At 58.4% G+C, this 19,742-nt stretch carries 15 protein-coding genes; 8 read left to right on the top strand and 7 right to left on the bottom strand.

Translation table 11 applies throughout. From position 1 onward, the window contains the following. Position 1: 1 nt before the first annotated feature. From Mal65_RS23370 to Mal65_RS23385, 4 genes are all read right to left on the bottom strand, one after another. The gene (locus Mal65_RS23370) at positions 2-790 is read right to left on the bottom strand and encodes a flagellar biosynthetic protein FliR (protein ID WP_145303366.1); all 789 of its coding nucleotides are present in this window, start codon (positions 788-790) and stop codon (positions 2-4) included. Next, a complete protein-coding gene (locus Mal65_RS23375) occupies positions 790-1,053 on the bottom strand; it encodes a flagellar biosynthetic protein FliQ (RefSeq protein ID WP_145303369.1) in 264 nt (87 codons plus the stop codon). Before Mal65_RS23375 ends, Mal65_RS23370 begins: the two co-directional genes overlap by 1 nt. 84 nt (positions 1,054-1,137) lie before the next feature. Beyond that, a complete protein-coding gene (gene fliP / locus Mal65_RS23380) occupies positions 1,138-1,887 on the bottom strand; it encodes a flagellar type III secretion system pore protein FliP (protein ID WP_390621987.1) in 750 nt (249 codons plus the stop codon). A gap of 285 nt (positions 1,888-2,172) precedes the next feature. Then, the gene (locus Mal65_RS23385) at positions 2,173-2,997 is read right to left on the bottom strand and encodes a hypothetical protein (protein ID WP_231131228.1); all 825 of its coding nucleotides are present in this window, start codon (positions 2,995-2,997) and stop codon (positions 2,173-2,175) included. A 215-nt stretch (positions 2,998-3,212) separates the two neighbouring features. On the opposite strand from Mal65_RS23385, the gene Mal65_RS23390 reads away from it, so the two are divergent. From Mal65_RS23390 to Mal65_RS23400, 3 genes are read left to right on the top strand one after another with little or no spacing between them, the layout of a single operon-like run. Continuing rightward, a complete protein-coding gene (locus Mal65_RS23390; protein WP_145303377.1) occupies positions 3,213-3,614 on the top strand; it encodes a GntR family transcriptional regulator in 402 nt (133 codons plus the stop codon). Beyond that, a complete protein-coding gene (locus Mal65_RS23395) occupies positions 3,611-4,585 on the top strand; it encodes an ABC transporter ATP-binding protein (RefSeq protein ID WP_145303379.1) in 975 nt (324 codons plus the stop codon). Before Mal65_RS23390 ends, Mal65_RS23395 begins: the two co-directional genes overlap by 4 nt. Further along, the gene (locus Mal65_RS23400; RefSeq protein ID WP_145303383.1) at positions 4,582-7,371 is read left to right on the top strand and encodes an ABC-2 transporter permease; all 2,790 of its coding nucleotides are present in this window, start codon (positions 4,582-4,584) and stop codon (positions 7,369-7,371) included. Before Mal65_RS23395 ends, Mal65_RS23400 begins: the two co-directional genes overlap by 4 nt. A 242-nt stretch (positions 7,372-7,613) precedes the next feature. On the opposite strand, the gene Mal65_RS23405 is transcribed toward Mal65_RS23400, so the two are convergent. After that, positions 7,614-7,814, bottom strand: coding sequence for a hypothetical protein (locus Mal65_RS23405; protein WP_145303385.1), 201 nt, complete (start codon positions 7,812-7,814; stop codon positions 7,614-7,616). A gap of 25 nt (positions 7,815-7,839) precedes the next feature. On the opposite strand from Mal65_RS23405, the gene Mal65_RS23410 reads away from it, so the two are divergent. The 5 genes from Mal65_RS23410 (at position 7,840) to Mal65_RS23430 (ending at position 16,290) form a co-directional block, all read left to right on the top strand. Next, positions 7,840-8,814, top strand: coding sequence for a hypothetical protein (locus Mal65_RS23410; protein WP_145303387.1), 975 nt, complete (start codon positions 7,840-7,842; stop codon positions 8,812-8,814). Positions 8,815-8,965: 151 nt separating this feature from the next. Further along, a complete protein-coding gene (locus Mal65_RS23415; protein WP_145303389.1) occupies positions 8,966-11,776 on the top strand; it encodes a serine/threonine-protein kinase in 2,811 nt (936 codons plus the stop codon). Between the two features lie 271 nt (positions 11,777-12,047). Then, on the top strand, positions 12,048-14,405 hold the full coding sequence (locus Mal65_RS23420; protein ID WP_145303391.1) for a TonB-dependent receptor: 2,358 nt from the start codon (positions 12,048-12,050) through the stop codon (positions 14,403-14,405). Between the two features lie 195 nt (positions 14,406-14,600). After that, the gene (locus tag Mal65_RS23425) at positions 14,601-15,548 is read left to right on the top strand and encodes a GGDEF domain-containing protein (RefSeq protein WP_145303393.1); all 948 of its coding nucleotides are present in this window, start codon (positions 14,601-14,603) and stop codon (positions 15,546-15,548) included. Positions 15,549-15,690: 142 nt separating this feature from the next. Continuing rightward, positions 15,691-16,290: a hypothetical protein gene (locus Mal65_RS23430; protein ID WP_145303395.1), complete on the top strand. Its 600-nt coding sequence runs from the start codon at positions 15,691-15,693 to the stop codon at positions 16,288-16,290. A gap of 46 nt (positions 16,291-16,336) precedes the next feature. On the opposite strand, the gene Mal65_RS23435 is transcribed toward Mal65_RS23430, so the two are convergent. Together Mal65_RS23435 and Mal65_RS23440 are read right to left on the bottom strand one after the other, a co-directional pair. Continuing rightward, complete coding sequence (locus Mal65_RS23435; RefSeq protein WP_145305147.1) at positions 16,337-17,764, bottom strand: sulfatase family protein; 1,428 nt, start codon at positions 17,762-17,764, stop codon at positions 16,337-16,339. 206 nt (positions 17,765-17,970) lie between these two features. Beyond that, positions 17,971-19,740 carry a BCCT family transporter gene (locus Mal65_RS23440; protein WP_145303397.1) on the bottom strand — a complete coding sequence of 590 codons (1,770 nt, stop codon included), beginning with the start codon at positions 19,738-19,740 and terminating at the stop codon, positions 17,971-17,973. Positions 19,741-19,742 lie beyond the last annotated feature (2 nt).

The raw sequence follows: 19,742 nt of genomic DNA on the forward strand, positions 1-19,742 counted from the left end.
CCTACCACAGCTCCTGCAAGCGTGCGACCGCGATGCCCAGTTCGGTTCGGAAAACGTAGCCCACCGTCCCCATGGTCAGCGATGTGACGACCAACATCGCCAAAGCATTGATACTTAATCCGATCGCCAACACGTTCAGCTGTGGCAACGTGCGGCTGACCAAACCCGTGATCAGATTACTCAGCAGCAACGCCCCGACCACGGGCGCGGCCACACGGATCCCCGCGATCATTCCCGACGTCAACTGCGTCAGAATCAGATCCATCATCGCCGAATCCAGCACCACATTACCGGCCGGCATTGATCGAAAGCTATCGACCAGGACGTTCAGCAACACACGATGGCCGCCGATCAACAACAAGACCGCGGTCACCATCATGCCGACCAACTTAGCCAATGTCGGCACGCTACTTTGTGATGTGGAATCGATCGACTGGCCCAGCTGCATCCCGCCGGTGCCGGAAATCGTTTCGCCGGCCAACTGGATCCCGGTCACGATCAATTGCACCGTGGCCCCGATCAACATCCCCACCAACGCCTCACGACCAATCGCAACGGCCAGATCCACCAAGTTGTCGATGCTCGGCAATCGCGCCGGATCGGTCATGTCCACCACCGTCGGCACCAACAAAGCGGTCAACATGATCGCGAACATCGCGCGGACCCGCTTGGGAACCCCTGCGCTGATCGCCGGCATCGCCATCAACAAGGTGCTCAGCCGCGTCAGCACCAGTACACAGACCACCAGATGATCGACCAGCCACTGTGACAGATCGCGGGTCGCTTCCATCAAGGATTCCCCGCGTTTTCAAACACCGTGCGAGTGAATTCGACCATGCGAGCCAACAGCCACGGCGTACAAACGACCAAAACGACGGCCATCGACAGAATCTTGGGCACAAAGGCCACCGTTTGATCTTGGATCTGAGTCAAACCTTGTATCAGACCGATCAACAGCCCGGCCGCCATCCCGACGATCAACATGGGCGCGGCAATCAACATCGCCGACATCAGCGATTCGCGAACCAGATCGGTAGCAAAGGAAGCGTCCATGCGTCGTCATCGTCAATCAAAAAGGCAGAATATCCATCGGTGCACTGGCCCGACGATCCGTCGCCCGGCGCAGGTCGATCTGGTCTATCCGAAACTATTCATCAGCATGTGAACAACCAAATTCCAGCCGTCCACCAACACAAATAACAACAACTTGAACGGCAGCGAGATCACCGCCGGTGGCAACATCAACATCCCCATCGAAATCGTCACGCTGGCGACCACCAAGTCGACGATCAAGAACGGCAAGTAAATTTGAAAGCCCATCAAGAACGCGATCTTCAATTCGCTCAAGATGAACGCAGGCAACATGACGCGAATCGGCACGTCTTCGAATCCACTGGGCACCGGCCCATCGGGATCCATGTAGTTCAAAAACAGCAACACGTCTTCATGATTTTCCGCCTGATCGATCTGCCGAGCCATGAACCGCCGAATCGGCAATGCCCCCGCCTCAAACGCCTCGGTCAACGACATTTCAATTTCGGGATCGGTGTACGGCTTGATCGCGTCGTCGTACACCTCGTTCCAAACCGGCGTCATGACGAACAGCGTCATGAACAATGCAACACTGGTCATCACCTGGCTGGGCGGCAACGACTGCAAACCGATCGCCTGTCGCAGCAATCCCAACACGATCACGATGCGGACATAACAGGTCGTCATCAACAGCACCGCGGGCGCCAGACTTAACACAGTCAGCAACAACAAAATCTGCAAACTGCTGGCCATGCCCTCGGGACTGGTCCATTTTTCCGGACCGCCGCCCAAGAAGTCCAACGATTCGGGCGTCAACTCGACCGGCTGCCTTGGCAATACCGTCGCGTCCGCCATGGGGACGATGTCCGACGCGGCACCGTCTTGCCCCCAAGCGACCGGGGCGCAGCACCCAACCCAGACAAGCAACAGCAGTCCGGCGGTACGCATCGGGATCAATTCAGGTCACTCCGTTGACCATGGAAGGCATTGAACCGTTCACGACGAAGAGTCGCAAAATCGTGAATTTCGTTCAAGTCAGATTGCCGGACGTCCGACCGGCGACGTGAAACACAGCAGTTTCCCACCAAAATCCCACGCCGCGGTCGGCGTCAAACGCCAGACGGAACACCGCCCATGGCATCAGCTGTAAATGGTTTCAAAGTTGTCTGATGCTGCGACCGCATTGAAACCGTTGGCATAAAACCCGGTGCCATTGACGTCCAAGACGTCGTCGTCGGCACCACCATCCAGGTCGGCAAAGACGGCATCGGACGCATCGATACGCAACCGATCGTTGCCGCTGGAAAGCTGAACATCCAACTCATCCACGTCGATCCCGAACAGACTGACGTAGTCGTTGTGGCGGCCGGAGTTCACATCCAAGTGGTCGGCGTCCAAGTAGGACGCGACGAACGTGTCAAAGCCGTCACCCATGTCGGCTTCCAGCTTCCCACCGACATCGATGTTGCGCATCCACCAATAATCATTGCCGTCTTGCCAAGCGTCATCGTCCAAATCGATGTCGTTCAACACGGTGACATCCATCATCGTGATGCGATCATTGCCCCGCCCGGTGCGGATTTCCAGATCACTGTGGGTGAACGCATTCATTCGAACGTCGCGTATCAACACGTGATCGTCGCCGCCGTTCAATTCGATTCGCAAATCGTCCAGCGAAACCCACTGGGACCCGGTGTAGAACTTCGTCGCAAGGACGTACGACGCTTGTCCCTCAATCGTGGTCGCCGCCCCGCCGTGGTTCAGTCCGTTGATGTGCAAATAGTCTCCGATCTGGCGCACCTCCACACCGTTGGACAAACCGTCGCCGGTCAATTCGACATCCATCCGGCTTCCGGAAATGTCGACGTCCACCGCGACATCGCCGGCCATCAGCTTGCGACTTTCCAGTGGCTGGACTCCCAAACGACGCGGCCGCACGCTGCGGCGATGGTTGTGGCGTTTCATCATTACTGTCTCCCCGATTTTTAAATTGGAAATCGGTGTCCGGGCCGGAACATCCGGGTCCGCTGATGCCGAGTCGACGTCAGCGGCGATTCACCCGCGACACCGTTGGCTAAGCGGTGCCCGCGGGCGGCTGTGACAGACCGATCGGAAAAAAACTTGACCCCGCCGCCACCAACCGCTACTGTACTAGTTACCTAGAACAGGAGGCCAATTCGATGCTGTTCCATATCGACCCCAGCAACGGGGTCGCCATTTACGACCAAGTCGTCCGCCAAGTGAAGTTTGCCGTCGCCGACGGTGTGCTACGCGAAGGCGAAATGGCACCCAGCGTCCGCGAACTTTCCCGACAACTGACCATCAACCCCAACACGGTCGCCCGGGCGTACAACCAATTGCAGACCGACGGCGTGCTGGAATCGATTCGCGGCACCGGGTTGGCCGTCAAGAAAAGGGCCACCGATCGGTGTCGAAAGGAACGTGACGCGATCGTCAGTGCCCGCATCGGCCAAGCGATCGACGAAGCCCTTCGCAGCGGTCTTGCCGTGGGCCAGGTGCGTGACCTGGTTGAACAAGCCCTGATCCAGTCCAACGTTTCCCAACCGGAGGCCCAATCATGAATGCCCCCTCACCCGCCTCGGCCATCCGGTTCCAATCGGTCATCAAACGCTACCGCAAAACGACCGCGGTTGATCAAGTCAGCTTCGACGTGCCGTCGGGCGTCGTGTTCGCTTTGCTGGGCGACAATGGCGCGGGAAAAACGACGTCGATCAAAGCCATGTTGGGAACCGTCCGCATCGACGGCGGCAGCATTCGCGTGCTGGGTTGTGACCCGGTCGCCGACAGTGTGGCATTGCGACACCGCATCGGCATCGTTCCCGAACAACCGTCGCTGTACGACTGGATGACGGTCGACGAAACGGGCTGGTTTGCCGCCGGCTTTCACGCCGAAGGCTTCTTAGCCCGCTATCGCGAATCCATTCGCCGATTCGGTATCGCGCCGGGCAAGAGAATTCGCGAATTGTCCAAAGGCATGAAAGCCAAAGTGGCCCTGTCTCTGGCAACCGCACACGAACCGGAACTGTTGATCTTGGACGAACCCACGTCGGGCTTGGACCCGATGGTCCGGCGTGAATTTCTGGAAAGCATGATCGAACGTGCGGCAACGGGCCAAACGGTGTTTCTGTCCAGCCACCAGATCAACGAAGTCGAACGAGTCGCCGACCATGTCGCGTTGATGAAACAAGGCCGGTTGGTGCACTGCGAGTCATTGGAATCACTGAAACGCAACACCCGTGAATTGCTGGTCAACGTGACCGATACCGGTGTCCCGTCACCGCTGGGTGGTGACAACGTCATCAGCGCCAACCGAACGGGTCGGCAATGGCGATTGCTGGTTCGTGACGTGACCGATTCGCAAATTGCGGAGATTGAAAACAGCGAATTCGTCGACCGCTGCAGTGTCAACGAGCCATCGCTCGAGGAGATCTTTGTCGGCTATATCGGCGAATCGATGTCGACCGATGATGGAATGACCCAGCCACGCCCCCAAAGTGACGATCAACCCCTTGCACCGGAGGTTTCGTCATGAGTGTGATCACCGAACCGGGATTTGGACGTCTGTTGTGGAAGGAATGGCGCATCGCTCGCAGCTTTGCGATCGTCCTGGCCGTCATTGGCGTCGGATTGTTGGCGATGGCCGCCTTTCTGGGCCGCGGCAGTGGTGACAGTTACACGATCGGAATGGCGGCGTTGGCCACCGGATTGCCGCTGATCGCGTTGGCCGGCATGGTGGCGACCGCTTTTGCCGCCGAACATGAAAACGGCACGGGAATCCTGCAACGATCGTTGCCGACATCGGTTTCCGCCGTCGTACTGTCGAAACTGATCGTCGCCGTGGTCGTTTCGTTGATTCTGTTTGCGATTCTGGCTTTCACCGCGGTGGCGTTGGCGGCCCCCGACAAAGTCGATCTTGGCAACCTAAGCGTGGTGGTCGCGGCCATTGAAATGACCGCCTGGGGCATGCTGATATCGATGCTCAGCCGACGTCCGCTGGTCGCTTTGGTCCTGGCCGCCATGCTGGCAGTGGTGACCGCGTTTGCGATGGTTAGCCTGGCCGATTATCTGGCATGGACGTTCGGTTGGACGGGCACGCTATGGAACACCCAATCGCAAAACAATGCCTTGCGAATGGTGATGCGTTTGATCGCCGTGTCGGTGGTGGCCGCATTGGCCGTTCGATCGTCCGGTGCCTGGTTTGACGACCGAGCCGCCGACTGGGGCCGCGCCGGTCAAGGGCTATTGGGCCGAGACACCGATGCATTGGCCAGTCGATCGGAAAAGGTCGCCACGGGTGCCCTGGCGCGACTTGGACGATTGGTCTGGTGCCAGTATCGCTCGGCACCCGGGATCTGGATCGGACTGACTGCGGTGACTTTGCTGATGGTGTACCTGATTCGTCGCGACGAACACGGCGTCGCTTTGTTTTTGACGCTTGGCGGTTCACTGTTCGGCGGCATCACGCTGGGCCTTTCGTCCGCCGAAAAGCGATTCTTGTTCGCCCAACCGATTCGGCCACGTTTTCACTGGTTGGCGACCCTGGTGTTGCCCGGCGCGATCGTTGCGTTGTTCTGCATCGCATTGATGATGATGGATTGGCGTCGCCGCGAGTATTGGTTATTGTGTTTTGGTCCCCTGGCCGGATTCGCGGTCGGTCAATTGATCTCGCGTTTCGCCAAGTCAGGACTGATCGGATTCGGTTTGTCGCTGTTGACCGGCGTGCTAGTCATCTTCTGGATCTCGTTTGCGATGATCCTGGCGATCCCGTTTTGGGTCGCCGTCCTTCCGCTGATCGTCTTTGCGTTCTTGGCGACTTTTCTGACCGCAAAGGGTTGGCTGTACCAATGGGACGACCGTGCACATCGCCGTTGGCTGGCCGTCTGCATCGGAGTGCCGGCGGTATTGATCCTGGCATTGGTGGCCGCGTTCCGAGCTTACGAAATACCGGCGGTCACTGCGCAACAGATCGCGGCATTGTCATTGCCCGATCTGCCACGCCAAGACCAAGGCAAAACGGCTGCATTCCTGCGGATGATTGACCCAAAGATCCATGGCAGACTCGGTGCTTCCTGGGGCGCGGGAATGTATGCCTACGATCCCATTGCGGAGGTCGATGTCGACGTCCTCAGCGAAGCCTTGCAAGAAAACCGCATCGCATTGCCGACGGACACCGATCGCGTTCGAATTCGGCATGCGCTGGGAAAACTCAGCCTTGACACCCAACTTGCCGCACGCCGGGCCATTGCCGACGGTGACAGCCAAGCGGCGCAGAAATACTTGCAATCTCTGATCCGCTTGAAAGCGTTGGCACAAGATGTTGGGTACGGCTATTTTCAGCAAGACAACGCTTGGCTGATACTCCAATGGGCAACCATGCCGTCGACCGAGCCCGCAGCGATTCAGGGCATCATCGATCAGCTGACGCCTTTGGTGCCCGATAAAAAGTCGGCCCTGCGGTCACAGGCTCTGCAGAGCCATTTCCTTCAACAGTTGGCCGCCAACGATTCGGATTTCTTCAATCGGATTTGGGATCCGACCACGCGCCGTGGTCTGATCGTCACCTCGTGGATGCCTTGGGAGCGTCAGCGTTTGAAACGCTTTGTGGACCACCAGATTATCCAATCGACTCAATCGCTTCGCCGTATGGCCGATATTATGGAGCGAAATCAACGCCCCGATTCCGAAGACTCGTTTGTCCGCCAGACGTACATCGGTGATCCGCATTTGCTGGTCCCCACCTATGAGTTCCAACTTCAAGACGCCCCGACGTTCCTGCGATCGGTCCAGATGGACCGCGCGTTGATTGTTCGGATGGCCATTTTGCTGTGGCAAAAGACTCACGACGGACGACTTCCTTCCGCTATCACCGACCTGAGCGATATCGTCGATGACGACGTCATGATCGATCCGGCACAGGGCCAGCCGTTCCTGATCGTTGCCGGTCAAGCTGCGCAGGTGGCCATTGCAGAAGGCGGCGTCTGGGATGGCGATTACTGGGAGCAGATTGAGGACGTGCAAGCGGCACTTGTCTCGCCACAATTTGCAGTTGAGATTGCCGAGAACAGCACGCTGGAGCATCCACGTTTGAAGATCGTCGGTGCTGATTCATCGGTCTATGACTTGGCGGATTTGCTGGCACGCGACACCGTGGTGGATGGACGCTATGCCCATGGAGCGCTGTATTACTATCGCCGTGCCACTTCCTACCCAATTCCCACGTTGGACATCGAATCTCCCACGTTGGACATCGAATCGGCGTTGAATACCGATCGCCAGACGATTTCCATCGGCGATGTCCAGGACGCAGCAGATGACTGACCGATAAATCCTGAAGGGAATGGAATTGGTGGACGAAAAGGGATCGTCGAATCGGAGGGTCGCAAGCTAAACTGAAGGCTGCCCCATTTGGGTCGCGAACATCTCGCCGGCTTCCCTCCTTCTTTTCGCCCGCCTTCGCCTTCCGTGCCACTGACCCTGACTTGTTCGAAGTGCGGCCAAAAGCTGTCCATCGCGGACGAGCTGAAGGGCAAGCAGGTACAGTGCCCGAAGTGCCAGGAAATCTATCTGGTCGAAAAACGACAACCGGCCAAAACCGCTGCGTCCAAGCCTGCCGCGCCGGCAAAAGCGGCATCGCCGAAGCGACCGGCCACGGATCCGCCGAAACCGACACGCAGCACGACCGCACCAAAGCCCCAGTCCACCGCGACCGGCAAATCAACCGCAAAGCCGACGTCCAAGACCGCCGATGATCCATCGATCACGGTGTGTCCGAAATGTCATTCGAAGATGCGTTTGCCCGTCGCCCCGGGCGTGAACCATTTCATGTGCCCCAAGTGTTCGGCCACGATCACGGTCCGTACGCCCGAAGTGGAAATCCCGTCCGAACCGTTGGCCCAGGTTTCGTCGATCGATGACGATCCCTTTGCGGACCTGCCGGATGCTGGTGCGCCAGCACCGACAAGGTCATCACCACTTTCATCGAGACATGGTTTTCCGTCTGCACCGGCGCCGGCTGCGAATCCCTATGCATCGTCGGGTGGTTACACGCCGCCGCGTCGCAGTTCCGGCGGGTCGGCAAAATCGACGGGCCTGTTGGGGCCGGGCTTGCTGATCGCGATCCCCTATGGCCTGGGCACATTGTCAACGCTTGCGATTATGGGAATCGCGATCGCCAACCGGGACGAAGTAACGAATCCTCGCGACTTCAACGTGATGATCGTCCTGTTCTCGGGACTGCTGATCAATTTCTTTTTGGTCTTGGCCGGTTCGATTCGGATGATCACCGGCGGGGCGAAGTGGGTCGGCTATGTGACGTGCATCGCCGCGTTGCTGCCGACACTGTGCCTGGCCGGAATGTGTTTGGGGCTGATCCTGTACCCGTTCGCGATCGGCGGTTCGATCTGGGGCTTGGTCGCGTTGTCGTCTCAAGGCAGCGTGTCGTCACGTCGCGGCGGATCGTCGGGGCCGTACCGTCAGTCGGGTGACAGCGGCAGTGCGTCGGATTATTTGCGACGCGCCGAAGACGAAATGGGAAAGCAACCCAAGGACAACACACCGGACAACAGCCTGAAGGCAATCGGTTTCATCATCGGTGGCGTCGTCTTATTGGGGATCGCGGCGGTCGGGTTGTACGGGATGTACTTGCATTTCAACGGCGAAGCCGAAGCACGACGCCCCGGCCGGGCGATCGGCGGCATTCTATTTTGCAGCATCACCGGTTTCAGTTTGCTGGGCCGCGGGCTGGCCTATTACATGAATTGAAACGATTGCATGGGATCTTTGGCGGGACTTTGCGGGCCGGCATGGCAGCTGCATCATTCCGACACGGTTGTGACCTAGCTTTGAAAGCCGGCGTCAACGCTCCAGACAACGCCGATACGCCGTCTTTCCCGGTCCGTCCGCGCTGCCCGCCATGTCATCCCGTCGCCCGTCACCACCGCCAAGCGACGCCACCATTGGCCCCGGATCCGCCGGCCCCATCGCCGATGCCAAATCGTCGGAATCACCAGCGGACCAAACCAAGGTCGGCGGTCCGCCAAGCCGTTCATCCGGATCGGGCGAAAAAGCATCTTATGGCTCCGGTGCATCGCGACGTCCCCGACGTTCGGCCCGCCATCGCAAGCGGCAAACAGGTTCAGACGCATCCGCAAAGTCTTCGCTGAAGGGCGAACCGGTTCTCACCGGTGATTCCCAACCGGCCACCAACCAACGCTACCGCATCACGGGTGAAATCGGGCGCGGCGGTTGGGGTGTGGTGCAACGTGCGTTCGATCGACAACTTCAACGCACTGTTGCCATCAAGCGAATCACTGAATCGGCGAACATCACCGCAACGGTACGGCAACGATTCTTGCACGAAGCCAGGATCACCAGCCAACTGCAGCATCCGGGCATCGTTCCGGTTCACGAGTTGGACGAAGGCCAGGCCGGAAGTCATGCGTCCTATGTGATGAAGTTGTTGGACGGACACCCGCTTCGCCAATCGATCCGCGACACCCACGCTTCGCGTTCGGCACAATACCAATCCAGCACCTGGTCCCATCGCGAAGCCATTCTGCCGCTGCTGGAGCGTTTCATTGATGTTTGCGAAGCGGTCGCCTATGCGCACCAGCAAGGTGTCATTCACCGCGACTTGAAACCGGCCAATGTCATGGTCGGACGCTTCGGCGAAACCATCGTCGTCGACTGGGGACTGGCCAAACGCATCGACGGGGCCGACGCCGCACGCGATGTTTCAGCCATCGAATCCGACTTGAATGCTGCCGGCGACCTGCTGGAATTACCGATCGATGACTCGGCGCGCACCACGGCCGGTGCCGTCGTCGGTACACCGGCCTACATGTCGCCCGAACAAGCGTGCGGCCAGACCGACACGCTGACCGCCGCCACCGACATCTATTCCTTGGGCGTCATGCTGCACGAAATCGCCGTCGGCAGGCATCCATTCGCTGGCCAAGGCGTGGACGACGTGCTGACGGCGGTGCGAGCCGGACGCTGGGATGCTGCAAGGCTTCGATGCCGACACGTGCCGCGTGCCCTGTCAGCGATCTGCGATACGGCGATGCAGTTGGATCCCAGTCATCGTTATCCCACCGCTGAAGCTTTGGCCGCCGACGTTCGCCGTTTCATCGCAGGCGAAAAAGTCAGCGCGCATCGCGAAACCACCATCGACGTCCTATCGCGGTGGTGTCGGCGACACCGTGCGATTGCCGCAACCATATCGATTGCGATGGCGATGCTGTTGGTCGTCGCATTGGTGTTCGGATTTTTCATTCGACAAGCACAATTGAATGAGCGGCATGCACGTATCGCGGCCCAACAGTCCCATCGCAACGCCCTTCGCCGACTGGACCAGAGTCGACGTGCGGCCGACGCGTGGCTGATCGACCTGAGCGGTTCGCTTCAGTTCTACCCGGGACTCGATCCGGTGCGATCCGAATTGATCGAACAAGCCATCGTCCATTACGAGTCCCTGCTGCGAGAAGAAGCCCCCACTGAATTGGGGCCTGAGCTGCAACTCGTGCCCGTCCGGTTGCAGCATTACGGCCGATTGCAGCAGTCAAAACTGTACCTGCGTCTGAGCGACCTTCACCGTATCGCTGGACACCTTCAGCAAGCCGACGCCGCGTACCGCAGTGCCCAAACAGTAGCGAAATCCGTACAGTCCGGCCGACTTTCGCCATCGGACCGTATCGATCATCGCGTCCATCGGATCAACCTGGACATCGCGCAGATGCTGATCGATCCGGAAACCGCAAGCGACATTGACGGCCATCAACGCTGGCTGACCTGGCAACTTCGACGCCAAGGCATCGACAATCCGACGTCGGCTCCGGGAACCAAACAGTCGTTGGATTTCGATCTGGCCAATGTGCTCGCCCGCCTGCATTTGGTCGCCTGCAGACGTTGGCAAACAAACGAATCACCCACTTGCACCGGAGAAACACTGACGCAAGCCCGACTAGCTCATCAATGGTCCGCGTGGTTGTCCCGGCACCGTGGCACCGCAGCCGATCATCGCCTGATGGAAACGGCCGCAGTCGCACGAGCCGATGCGTTACACCACCTAGGACAACTGGACGACGAACGGTTGGTGTGGCAAGAGTTGATTGCTGCGATGCAGCGAATCGCCCAAGACCATCCGAACCGCGTCGACTATCGACAGTCGATTGCCCACGGGCGTCTGCGGTTGGCCGGATTGATGACCGATGCCGGCGGCCAAAGATCCGAAGCATCACAGATGTATCGATTGGCCATCGACGATCTTCGGAGGTCTCGATCGCTGACCGATGGTGATGGGTTCTGCCAAACCAACCTGGCTGCGGCAGAACACAGCCTGGCAACTCTGTTGATGAAAGCCGACGGCTTTGTCGACGATCAAACGCCCCCCGGTCCGAGCGATCTGGAAGCACGTCGCTTGCTGGAAAACAGCCTGTCCCGACGACAACGTTTATTGCAGACCGCTCCTGGTGTGCGTCACCTGTCGGATGTTGCGGAAGTGCTGGCGACCCTAACAAATATTAGCAACGTCGATCCCGACCAGCGACGTTTGTGGGCAACCCAAGCCGACGTCGCTTACCAGATGTTGCAGGAACATTCGGAATTGACGCCGCGACAGTCCGAACAATGGTCGACTGTTCGCCGGGTGATCGATGGGTCCGACGCCTCAGTCGAAACTTCAACCGTCAACGCCAACGAGTCAAAACCCCGCGGGTTGCCTTAGACGAAACGTGGCTGGGGTTTCACGGCCCGTTCAACGGAGCAATCGATTGCCTGCGTGAAGTTTCTGGCCACCTTCTCCCCCAAATTGCCGGGCAGAGCTGAACACCGGCGATCATTTGGACGACACCTGGAAGTAGCGACAACGGCGCGACGGCTGTCTCACCCTCCCGCAGCCGAACCACTGTCCGTTTCAATCGCCAAGGTGAAAACAGCCGATACGGATCATCCCGGCCAAGCCTGGAATACGCTGTCGGACGAAGAAAGGAATCTTCATGGCCCTCCCCCAAAAAAGCGTCCGTCTGCGTTTGCTAGCAGTCGTGCTGGCATCAATCGGCGGATGGATTGCTGGGGCCGGCCCTGATCGATTCGGTGCATCAGCCCAGCCACCAATACCGGATGCTTTTGCGATACCGCCGGATGCCGGCGCAGACACGTTCGATCTTCAGCAGCCGATCCGGCCGGGTGATGCGGGACGAAAACAACGGAACAACGGACAAAAACGCACCGAGGCGGCTGACCAAGCGGTGGCCGCCGATGCCCGAATCGCCAAGCTGTTTGGTGAAGTCTCTCAGATCGACGAACTGCCGACCGACCGTCGCAGCCAAGCCCAATCGCCGGCCGCCGATGCCGTGTTTGCCGCCGAAGCAACCGGTCGGAAAACCGCCGACATCGGTGACTTGTTGAAACGATCCAAGTCAGCTCATGGAGTTTCCATCCAACACCGCACACCGATCGTCAGCGACACGCGGGTCCGGGGCCAACGGGTCGGGCAAGTCTTGGCATCTGGGTCTTACTGGGCGCCGGCCCGGATGGACTTGGACACGATGATGAACAAGATCGACAGCCGGCTGATCGAAGACACGATCCTGATTAAGGGTCCCTATGCGGCACGATATGGCCCCGGATTCCGCTTTGTCGATTTGGAGTTCATTCATACGCCGCGTTACGACGGTGGACCAGAAATCCATGGCATGACCAGTGCCACGTACAACACCAACGGCGAACAGTGGTACGGACGTCAATCGATCTGGGGCGGCAGCGATCGATACGGCTATCACATCAGCTATGGCCACCAAACCGGCAACGACTATGAAACGGGGGCCGGATTCACGATTCCCACCAGCTATAAATCGCGTGATTTGTTTGTGGCGATGGGACACGACCTGTCCGACAGCGAAAGCATTGAATTCAACCTGCTGCGGTTGGACCAAACCGATGTCGAATTCCCAGGACTGGTGTTCGATTTGAACTTCCTGGTCACCGACGGCTACGAAATCACCTACACCGACACCAATCCTTACATCGGAGAACGCTTCACCGCGGAAGTCTGGTACAACCGAACGCGATTCGAAGGCGACACCCTGCGTCCAGGCAAAAACGACCAGATCCCGACCTTGGTATTCGACTTGGAATCGCCTTCCGGCTTTGACGGCTATGCCGTGACCGACGGTGATGCCCTGTCAGGTGGCTATCGATTGGAAAACACGTTCGGATGGCAAAATTGGTGCGGGCAAGAAGGCCAGTGGGCAATCGGCACCGACATGATCCTGCTAAATCAGGAACTGAACGATATCGAACCACTGGCGCCGCCGGACGACAACAACTTTCCGATCCCACGCAGCCACTCGGTCGACATCGGTTTCTATGTCGAAGACGTTGAAAAGGTCAGCCACCAGTTGACCATGACGGCCGGCGCGCGGATTGACGCGGTGTTTACCGATTCGCGCGACATCGTCGACGGCGTTCCCGCCACCATGTCGGATTTGAAGGACAGCGAATTGGATCAACAGTTCCTGTTGGGTTCCGCCTATCTGACCGCTGAATACGAATTGATCGACGGTTGGGCGGTCGAAGCGGGTCTGGGCACCGCGCATCGCCCGCCGACGTTGACTGAGATGTACGCTGACAATTCCTTCATTGGTTCGCTTCAACGCGGGCTGACATTCTTGGAAGGCGATCCGCAACTGAGTTCCGAAAAGCTATATCAGATCGACCTGGGAACCCATTACACCGACGAACAGTTTCGCTTGGGCTTGTTTGGCCACCACGCGTGGATCCACGACTACATCACCTATGACTTGGTATCCCCCGCCGGTGCCATCGATGGATTTCCGCAAGGTGCAGCCTTGGTCAACACCGATTTGGCAACCCTGGCCGGATTCGAAACCTATGGTCAGTACGATGCCAATCGGATGGTCAGCCTGTTCGGCATCCTGTCGTTCGTCGAAGGCCGCGATCATTCACGAAATAAGCCCGCGCGACAGTATTCGGGAACGTTCCGCAGTGATGTCGACAAGGATGAAGAACCGCTTCCTGGCATAGCGCCGCTGGAAGCCCGACTGGGAATCTTGCTGCAAGACCCATCGCCCGAGCGTCGCTGGGGAATCGAATTCTTGACACGGATCGTCGACAACCAGGACCGCATCGCGGACAGCTTGGAAGAAATCGAAACACCGGGCTTTACCGTCTACAACCTGCGAACCTATGCCAGGTTCAATCAATGGCTGGTAACCGCAGGTGTCGAAAATCTTTCCGACAAATTTTATCGGGAACACATCGACTATCGTTCCGGGCTGGGTGTCTTTCGTCCCGGCATCGGGTTCTACGCCGGGGCTCAGGTCAACTACTAGGCGAAGCGTCGGGATCTTGATTTCCCACCCATTCCGGACATTCCGCAACACCGATGCAACCGTGCGTCACGCATTCGCGGACCGCACCGCCCGATCCGGGGTGTCACAAAGCGTGACCTAGGCTTCTGGCAAGTACTGCGCGTCAAACGCTTGGACGTTGATGCGTTCGCCGTTGCCCTCATCACCTACGTGCCCATGACTGTGACACCGACCGCCGGCCCGATCGGATCCCCCGCCACGCCATCGGCCGCTCTGGCGCACCATGACGCCGAAGCCACCATCGAACACGCCGGCCAAGTGACGCCGGTCGAAGCAATCGGCGAAGAATCTTGCTTGGTGCAAATCTATCCCGCCGATGTGATCGATGGCATGCTGTCGCTCGATTCCGGGGGACTGTCGATCGGCCGCGACATTGTTTGCGACCTGGCGTTGGACGACACCAGCGTTTCCCGCCGCCATGCCGAAATCACGCTGGACGACCAAGGCCACTGGATCACCGATCACGGCAGCACCAATGGCACGCTGGTCAATGGCGTGCGGGTGGACCACGTCCGGTTGCAATCCGGCGATCGAATCACGATCGGAAGCTTTATCTTCAAATACCTTTCGGCCGGCAGCGTCGAAAGCCAGTATCACGAAACCGTCTATCAATCGCTCACGCGTGACGCCCTGACGGGGACACTGAACAAGCGGGTGCTGTTGGATTCACTGCGACGTGAAATCGCCCGTTCACGGCGTGATCACCGTCCGATCGCGATTGCCATGATGGACATCGATCACTTCAAAAGCGTGAACGATACGCATGGGCACTTGGTCGGCGATGAAGTGCTTCGTGAATTCGGACGCCGGCTTTCGGCCGAATGCCGCGAAGACGACGTGCTGGCACGCTACGGCGGCGAAGAGTTCTCGTTGCTAATGGCTTCCACCAGCCGCGAAGAATCGCTACAGATCACCGAACGTTGTCGCTGCTGCATCGCCGACACACCGTTCGAAACCGCGGCGGGTGCACTGTCGGTGTCCGCCAGCTTTGGAATCGCAATCTATTGCGGTGAAGAAAAGTCATCACCCAATGAGCTTCTACAGATTGCCGACATGCGTCTGTACGATGCCAAACGTGGTGGCCGAAACCGCGTCATCGGCTAGAGCAGACACCGACATCACACGCACGAGAAGCGACGTCCGAACTTAAATCCCCCAGGCATGATTCCGGGGCGATAGAATTGGCCGCCGTGCCTGCTTGTCCCATCCCGGCCATCCAACCAATGTCCCAACGGGTGCCCCAAACATGGACGCCGAAAACGCCATCCCCAAGCGACTGTACATCATCATCATTCTGCTGGGGGTTTTGATGATCTTGGGTGGGACGTTGTTTGGCATCGTCTTGCCGATCTATCGATCGTATCGGTCGGGGCACACGATCATCAGTCAATCCGTCGGTAACGACGAAACGATCACCGTCGACCTTGATCCTCAGATGAACCCCATCCGGATCGGCGGGCGCATTGATTACTGGGCTCCGTCACAACAGCGTGATATGGAATCGATCACCATTCATGCGACGCTACGTCATCAAGACGAAATGATCTGGGACAAGAACATCGCCGTCGGCCGAGGTTTCGATCACGACGACGACCGTTTCGTGCGTGCCGGCGATGTCCACCAAGGATACAACCTGGAAACGTTTCACATTGATGCGTCCGACCAGTACCAGTACCGGCAAACGGTGACGTTGCCCGACGGCTATCGCCTGCAACAAATCAACCTGGAAATCCGCCGCAACGTCCAACCGGTGGATGTGACGGCGATCATCATCGGCGCCGTGTTGATTCCCTTGGGCATCGCCGCGATTTTGATCACGGCACTCCTTTGGGCCCGCCAGGGGTGAACGCAATTGCCGTCACCCCGACGCACCGTCGTCGATCCCTCGCGAATCAGAACTGAAAGCCCGACAAGTCCAGCGGATCATTCATCGCCGCTTGCTGTTGTCGCAGCTGAGCGAACAAATCTTCGATGATCGGTCGTGAATCGGCATCGCCCGCCAAGTCATGCATCTCTTTCGGGTCGGCCTGGATGTCGTACAACCGAACCACGCCGGCTTTGGGATAAACGATCAGTTTGTGATGATCGGTTCGGACGCTGCGTTGCAGATCCAGATAGGCACCGTAGACGGTATCGTACTGACTGGGCTGCCCGTCCAGCATTGGCAAGAGGCTTTGGAATTCCACGTGCTGTGGCTTTTCGACACCGGCCAAATCCAATGTGGTGGGCATCACATCCTGCAAGTAGATCGGCTGGTCGACTTTTCGGCCGCCTTCGACATCAGGACCGACCACAAAGAACGGCACGCGGACGCTGTGATCGTAAAGGTTTTGCTTTCCCATCAATCCGTGCTGGCCACACGCCAGTCCATGGTCTGCCGTGAAGAAGATCCACGTATTATCGGCTTTGCCACTGTCGTCGATCGCTTGCAAGATCCGTCCGATCATTGCGTCCATGTGCGTGATGATCGCGTAATACTCTTGCCGATTGACTTGGACCGAATACGGTGTCCGAGGGAACGGTGCCAACCGGGCGTCACGTAATTTGCGTCCACACCCCATCAGATCGGCGTGGGGATATAGCGGCAAAAAGTTCTCCGGTACTTTGATCTGTTCCACCGGATAACGATCCACATACTCTTGTGGCGACTGCCGCGGATCGTGAGGCGCGTTGAACGCCAAGTACATGAAGAATGGTTCGTCCCGACCGGCGGCCTGGGCCAAGTAGTCCTCGCTGTGATTGGCGACGACTTCGCTCCAGTGGGTTCCGCCCTCCCAGAAGCCACCGAACTTTGGATCCGATGGTGACCAGTTGTGGTCGTCCGTTCCTAAAGGTCGGTTGTATCCCTGCGGGGTATCCTTGGGCATGCCAGGGCGAATGTCCTTGGCCACATCAAAGGCCTTTTCCGCATCCGCTTTACAGTGCCATTTGCCCGTCATGTAAGTGCGATATCCTGCCGCCTTTAGATACTCGCTCCACCAACGCCCTTCCTGACGTTCCTGTTCGCTTCGGTTCCAAATCTCGTTGGCGTTCCAAACAAAGCGGCCGCTGTTGAGCATCGTTCGGCTGGCCACACACACCGCACCGCTCCACGACCCCATGTTGTAGGCGTGGGTGAACGTCGTCCCGCGACGTGCCAGCGAATCCAAGTGGGGCGTTTGGACTTCGGCGTTGTTCCAGCTGCCGATGGTTTGAAAACACTGGTCGTCGGCGAAGATGAAAACGATGTTGGGCCGTTCCGATTGCGGGGCGTCTTCGGCCGCAACGGCGGGGCGGCTGACCGCCGTTGCAAGTGCCAACACCGCCCAAAACGCGGTCATCGATTTGGCGAATCGGACATAATTCATGGCGGGATCTCGGTGGGAATGGAGTGGATGGGTCGGTAACGATCGAAGATTCGTCGACGAACTTTCCCGTACTTTAATCCCTGCCGGGCACACCGGCACCGTAGGCGCGGGTTGCCGGAATCACGTTGCCGGAATCACCTTGCCGGCATCACGCGCTCAAGACGAAACGGCATGACGGCTCAGCCGGTCGAATCACGCCGCAACGAGAGCAACAATCCGACCCCCGCAAGCAGGATGATGACCGCCATGGGCAAGGCGGCCGCGATCGAAACGGCCTGAAACGCCTTCAAGCCACCGACAGCCAACAGCGACGCTGCCACCAAGCCTTCGGAGATCGCCCAGAACAGGCGGGTCCCGATGGGCGGATCCAAGTCGCCACCCGACGCGATGATGTCGATCACCATGGATGCCGAATCTGACGACGTGACGAAAAACAAGACAATGCAAATGGTCGCGATCCCCACGGACAGTGTGGTGATCCAAGCCGACGAAAACATTCCGTCCAGCATCACGAACAACACCGTGGGCAACGTGGCGATTTGCCCCGTGTGATCCGCCGTGACGATCGTCGAATTCAGATACTCCACCGCCGTCAACGGTTTCGTCTGTGCGACAAACGTGCCGTCTTCGCCCAACTCAGGCTGACCTTCGTCGTCCAGCACGGCGACTTCATAAGTCGGCGTGGACGGAAGCGGGATGTCGTCGCTCTGCTGGGCGATGACTCGCTCTTTCTGGACTTCGGCATGCTGTTGCAACGCCGCGTTACCGAACGCCGTCAGCCAAGCGATGCCGACCAACGTGGGAACCAGCAACGTCCCGATGACAAATTCGCGAATCGTTCGACCGCGAGAAACCCGTGCGATGAACATGCCCACAAACGGCGACCATGCGATCCACCAAGCCCAGTAAAACACGGTCCAATCGTTCAACCATTGAACGCCATCGTCATCCAGCACGCCCGTTCGAAACGCATGGGTCGGCAACATCTGCAGATACGCACCGATGTTATCCAAGAAACCAGCCAGGTAACGGGAAACACCGACTCCGGCAATAACCGCCAGCAACAGCACAAGGGCAAGCGACATGTTCCCTTCGCTCAATCGCCGGATACCGGTATTCAGCCCCAAGCACACCGACACCGTGGCGACCAAAGTGATCGCCGCGATCAGAATCGTCTGAACAAGCGGACTGTTGTTCCAATTGAAAAGGAAGGCCAAACCGGCGTTGACCTGACGTGCCCCGACACCCAACGACGTGGCCACTCCGATCATCGTGGCGACGATCGTGGCGACATCGATCGCATCGCCCAGCAATCCATCCACCCGCTTACCGAAAATCGGCGAAAGCAGTGATCGGAAACTGAGCGGTTGCTGATGCCGAAACGAGTAGTAGGCCAACGACAATCCGACGGCGCAGTACAACGCCCACGGATGAATCCCCCAATGAAAGATCGTCGTCGCCATCGCAACTCGTGATGCCGAAGCGTCGGCGGGAAAGCCGGGAGGAGTCTGCAGATAATGCGAAATCGGCTCGGCAACACTGTAGAAAAGCAGCCCGATGCCCATCCCGGCGCTGAATAGCATCGAAAACCAAGCTGCCAAACCGAATTCCGGCTGCTCGTCGGGACGGCCCAACCGAATCTTGCCGTAGGGGCCGAAAGCCAAAAACAACGAAAACGCCAGCGACGCGTTCATGATGCCGACGTAAAACCAGCCAAAATGCTGGCCAATGGAATCCCGTACCCGGGTCAATCGGTCGACCGACCATAGTTCGGGCAGAACGACCGCCGACAACACCATCCCCAGGATCACCGTTGCCGCGACCGGAAATACAACCGGATGCACGCGGAACAGTTGTTTCCAAGACTTGGTCGGGGTGTTTATCGCAAGATCGGTCGCCGGGTCGTTCGATCCGGCGACCGTTTTGTTGTCATCGCCAATGGGATTCACGG

The sequence above is a fragment of the Crateriforma conspicua genome (assembly GCF_007752935.1).
Taxonomy (GTDB): domain Bacteria; phylum Planctomycetota; class Planctomycetia; order Pirellulales; family Pirellulaceae; genus Crateriforma; species Crateriforma conspicua.